Origin of the sequence: Flavobacterium sp., assembly GCF_023151265.1 — a bacterium.
Taxonomy (GTDB): domain Bacteria; phylum Bacteroidota; class Bacteroidia; order Flavobacteriales; family Flavobacteriaceae; genus Flavobacterium.
In genome coordinates this window covers 1-4,101 of sequence record NZ_JAKLJH010000182.1, presented here as the reverse complement: position 1 = coordinate 4,101, position 4,101 = coordinate 1, and the positions used below count along the sequence as shown (strand labels likewise).

General features: G+C 33.3%; 4 protein-coding genes. 3 read left to right on the top strand and 1 reads right to left on the bottom strand.

Translation table 11 applies throughout. From position 1 onward, the window contains the following. Nucleotides 1–23: 23 nt before the first annotated feature. Complete coding sequence (locus L6Q46_RS12985) at nt 24–683, top strand: ribonuclease HII (protein ID WP_291284665.1); 660 nt, start codon at nt 24–26, stop codon at nt 681–683. Nucleotides 684–795: 112 nt separating this feature from the next. On the opposite strand, the gene lipB is transcribed toward L6Q46_RS12985, so the two are convergent. After that, entirely contained in the window at nt 796–1,491 is a 696-nt protein-coding gene (lipB, locus tag L6Q46_RS12980) for a lipoyl(octanoyl) transferase LipB (protein ID WP_291284664.1), read from the bottom strand. A 225-nt stretch (nt 1,492–1,716) separates the two neighbouring features. Here lipB and lysS point away from each other — a divergent pair, with 225 nt between their 5' ends. Together lysS and L6Q46_RS12970 are read left to right on the top strand one after the other, a co-directional pair. Further along, on the top strand, nt 1,717–3,414 hold the full coding sequence (gene lysS / locus L6Q46_RS12975; protein ID WP_291284663.1) for a lysine--tRNA ligase: 1,698 nt from the start codon (nt 1,717–1,719) through the stop codon (nt 3,412–3,414). A gap of 107 nt (nt 3,415–3,521) precedes the next feature. Next, nucleotides 3,522–3,941, top strand: coding sequence for a hypothetical protein (locus L6Q46_RS12970; protein ID WP_111567639.1), 420 nt, complete (start codon nt 3,522–3,524; stop codon nt 3,939–3,941). Nucleotides 3,942–4,101 lie beyond the last annotated feature (160 nt).

Sequence of the window (4,101 nt, the reverse complement as noted above, 5' to 3'; positions counted from 1 at the left end):
TTATATTTTTGTCAAAAAAAAGCATGTTAAGCAAAAGTTACAGTAATTTAATATTAGAATGCGGAACTGATGAAGCTGGAAGAGGCTGCTTGGCAGGACCTGTAACTGCGGCTGCTATTTTACTTCCTAACAATTTTGAACTGAATTTACTCAACGATTCGAAACAACTTTCTGAAAAGATTAGAGAAAAATTAAAACCTGAAATAGAAGAAAAAGCAACTTCTTTTACCGTTACTCATATATTTCCCAATGAAATTGACGAAATAAACATTTTAAATGCCTCTATGAAAGCTATGCAAGAGTGCATTTTACAATTAAATCCTACTCCTGAATATATAATTGTAGATGGAAATCGTCCTTTGAATGGAAAATTAGGCATGAAACAGAAATCAGGAAAGATTTTTACTACAGACGAAATCAAACTTTTAAAATCAATACCAAACACTAGCATTATTAAAGGTGATAGCAAATATTTAAGTATTGCAGCTGCATCAGTTTTAGCAAAAACTTACAGAGATGAATATATGAATAAGATTCACGAAGAGTTCCCTATGTATAATTGGAAGAAAAACAAAGGCTATCCAACCAAAGACCACAGAGAAGCCATTAAGAAATACGGACCATGCAAATACCACCGAATGAGTTTCCGATTATTGCCAGAACAATTGACTTTGGAATTGTAAAATTCAAACAAAGCGCTTCACTTTAATTCTTTGCGAACTTTACGAAAAAACTTTGCGTTCTTTGCGGTTAAATTTACACAGAACTACACAGAGCGCTTCACTTATTTAAATTTTAAACAATCTCTGCTTCAAACAAATTTTGAAAATGTTTTAAGATTTTTTCTTTTACTTCTTGCTCATCTACTTCTCTTCTTAATTCGACATGCATTGATGTAACGGCTTTTCCTTTTATTCCACATGGAATAATGTTGTCGAAGTAACCCAAATCAGCATTTACGTTTAAAGCGAAGCCGTGCATGGTTACCCAACGAGAAGCACGAACCCCCATTGCGCAAATTTTTCTTGCAAAAGGTGTTCCTACATCAAACCAAACTCCGGTTTCTCCTTCGCTACGAGTTCCTTGTAAACCGTATTCTGCTAGAGTTAGAATAATAGCTTCTTCTAAAAGGCGTAAATATTTATGAATATCCGTGAAAAAATTTTCTAAATCTAGAATTGGATAACCCACAATTTGTCCTGGTCCGTGGTAAGTGATATCACCTCCTCTATTGATTTTATAAAACGTTGCTCCTTTTGCTTCTAATTGTTTTTCGGAAAGTAATAAATTAGACATATCACCACTTTTTCCTAAGGTATAAACATGTGGATGCTCTACGTATAAAAAATAATTTGGTGTAGTAATTGCAGTTTCCTCTCTCCTATTTTGAACTTTGATGTCGACAATTTCTTTGAATAATTCTTCTTGATAATCCCAAGTGTCTTTGTAATCTTTATTTCCTAAATCTTGAAGTTGGACTTTTTTATTCATGGTAAACGAAATTGTGTTTTGAAAAGTGAAGCAAAGATACGAATAGTTTGCTAATTAGCCCTGACAGGAGTGACATCCTTTTTGAAAAAAAGATATAACGGATTGCAGGAACATGGAAACCAAAAAAGCCCGAACCATTCGCTCTTAAAAAAAGTATTCAGTGTTCAGTTGAAAGTTGGCAGTTTTTTAATTTATAGTTACATTTGCACGCTTAAATACAATACTATGCAACTTTCGGAACAAGAAATCATTAGAAGAGACAAATTAAACGCTTTACGCGAACTTGGAATTAACCCTTATCCAGCGGATTTATTTCCGGTGAATCACACTTCAAAGCAAGTGAAGGAAAATTTTGAAGAAGGTAAGAAAGTTATTTTGGCTGGACGTTTGATGAGTGTTCGTGATCAAGGAAAAGCTTCGTTTGCTGAATTACAAGACAGCGAAGGAAGAATTCAGTTGTATTTTAATCGTGATGTGCTTTGCGAAGGTGAAGATAAAACGCTTTACAACCAAGTTTTCAAAAAATTAACCGATTTAGGTGACTTTATTGGAATTGAAGGTGAATTATTCATGACGAAAGTAGGCGCCATGTGTGTTCGTGTGGATGATTTTAAAATGTTGAGCAAAACATTAAAACCGCTTCCGTTACCAAAAACCGACGAAGAAGGTCATGTTTTTGATGCGTTTACTGATCCTGAATTACGTTACCGTATGCGTTACGTAGATTTAGTCGTAAACCCGCAAGTGAAAGAAGTTTTCATGAAGAGAACAAAATTGTTCACGGCAATGAGAACATTTTTCAATGAAGCTGGTTATATGGAAGTAGAAACTCCAGTTTTACAATCAATTCCTGGCGGAGCCGCTGCACGTCCTTTTATTACACACCATAATAGTTTAGATATTCCATTATACATGAGAATTGCTAACGAATTATATTTGAAAAGATTAATCGTTGGTGGTTTTGATGGTGTTTACGAATTTTCGAAAAACTTCCGTAACGAAGGAATGGACAGAACCCATAATCCAGAATTTACCGCAATGGAAATTTATGTAGCTTACAAAGACTACAACTGGATGATGGAAATGACTGAAAATTTATTAGAATATTGCGCTACTCAAGTAAACGGAACAACTGAAGCTACTTTTGGAGAACATAAAGTAAACTTCAAAGCTCCTTATGCGAGAGTTACGATGACAGATTCCATCAAACAATTCACAGGTTTTGACATTACTGGAAAATCGGAAGATGAATTGCGCGAAGCTGCAAAATCTATGGGAATCGAAGTAAACGACACCATGGGTAAAGGAAAATTAATTGACGAGATTTTTGGTGAGAAATGTGAAGGTAACTTCATTCAGCCAACTTTCATTACGGATTATCCTAAAGAAATGTCGCCTTTATGTAAATCGCACCGAGATAATCCAGACTTAACAGAGCGTTTTGAGTTGATGGTTTGTGGAAAAGAAATTGCAAACGCGTATTCGGAATTAAACGACCCAATTGACCAAAGAGAACGTTTTGAAAACCAAATGGCTTTAGCTGCTAAAGGTGATGATGAAGCAAACGGAATTATCGATGAAGATTTCTTGAGAGCTTTAGAATATGGAATGCCTCCAACTTCTGGTTTAGGAATTGGAATGGACAGATTAATCATGTTCTTAACAAACAATCAATCGATTCAAGAAGTATTGTTCTTCCCACAAATGCGTCCTGAGAAAAAAGGTCCAGAATTAACAGAAGATGAAAAACACATTATCGAAATTTTAAAAGCTAACGAAGGTATTTCTATTGGTGATTTAAAAATAAAATCAGAATTAAGCGGAAAAAAATGGGATGCTGCCAGTAAAGGAATCAGCAAACATGGCTTAATGAAGATTACAGTAGATGGCGAAAATAAAATCGCAGAATACTTAGGTAAATAAAAAAAACGGGGCTAATTAAGTCCCGTTTTTTTTATTTTGTTGTCTTAAATTAAACTTTTTTATATTTACAACGTCTTATTAACATAAAACTTAAATTTCTATACATTATGAAAAAACTTATTTTAGTTGTAGCACTTACTTTAAGTAGCTTAACATTTGCTCAGTCAAGAAAAGTTCAAGAAATGACTCCTGAACAACAAGCGGAACTTCAAACTAAAAAAATGACTTTAGATTTAGATTTGAACACCAATCAACAAAAAGAAGTTAAAGCCTTACTTTTAGAACAAGCTCAAAAAAGAAAAGCCATTCAAACCGAGATGAAAGCAAAAAGAGAAGAAGAGAAAAAAGTTACTTCTGATGAAAAATACAAAAAACAAATGGAAGCTTTAGACAATCAAATTGAATTAAAAGCTAAAATGAAAAAAGTTTTGAACCCAGAACAAATGAAAAAATGGGAAGAAAAACAAAATCATCGCAAAGAAATGATTGCTAAGTCAAAAAGAAAAGCATTGAACAAACAAGAGTAACTATTTAAAAAACTTTTTTTGCTTTATTTCTAAATTTAAATTAGATTTGGCAAACCAAAAATAAATTTTTACAATTATGAAAAAAATAATCGCTGCTTTTATTTTATTTGTTGGCTGTTCTTTAACTGCTAATGCTCAAGAAATTAAAAGTGTAAACTCT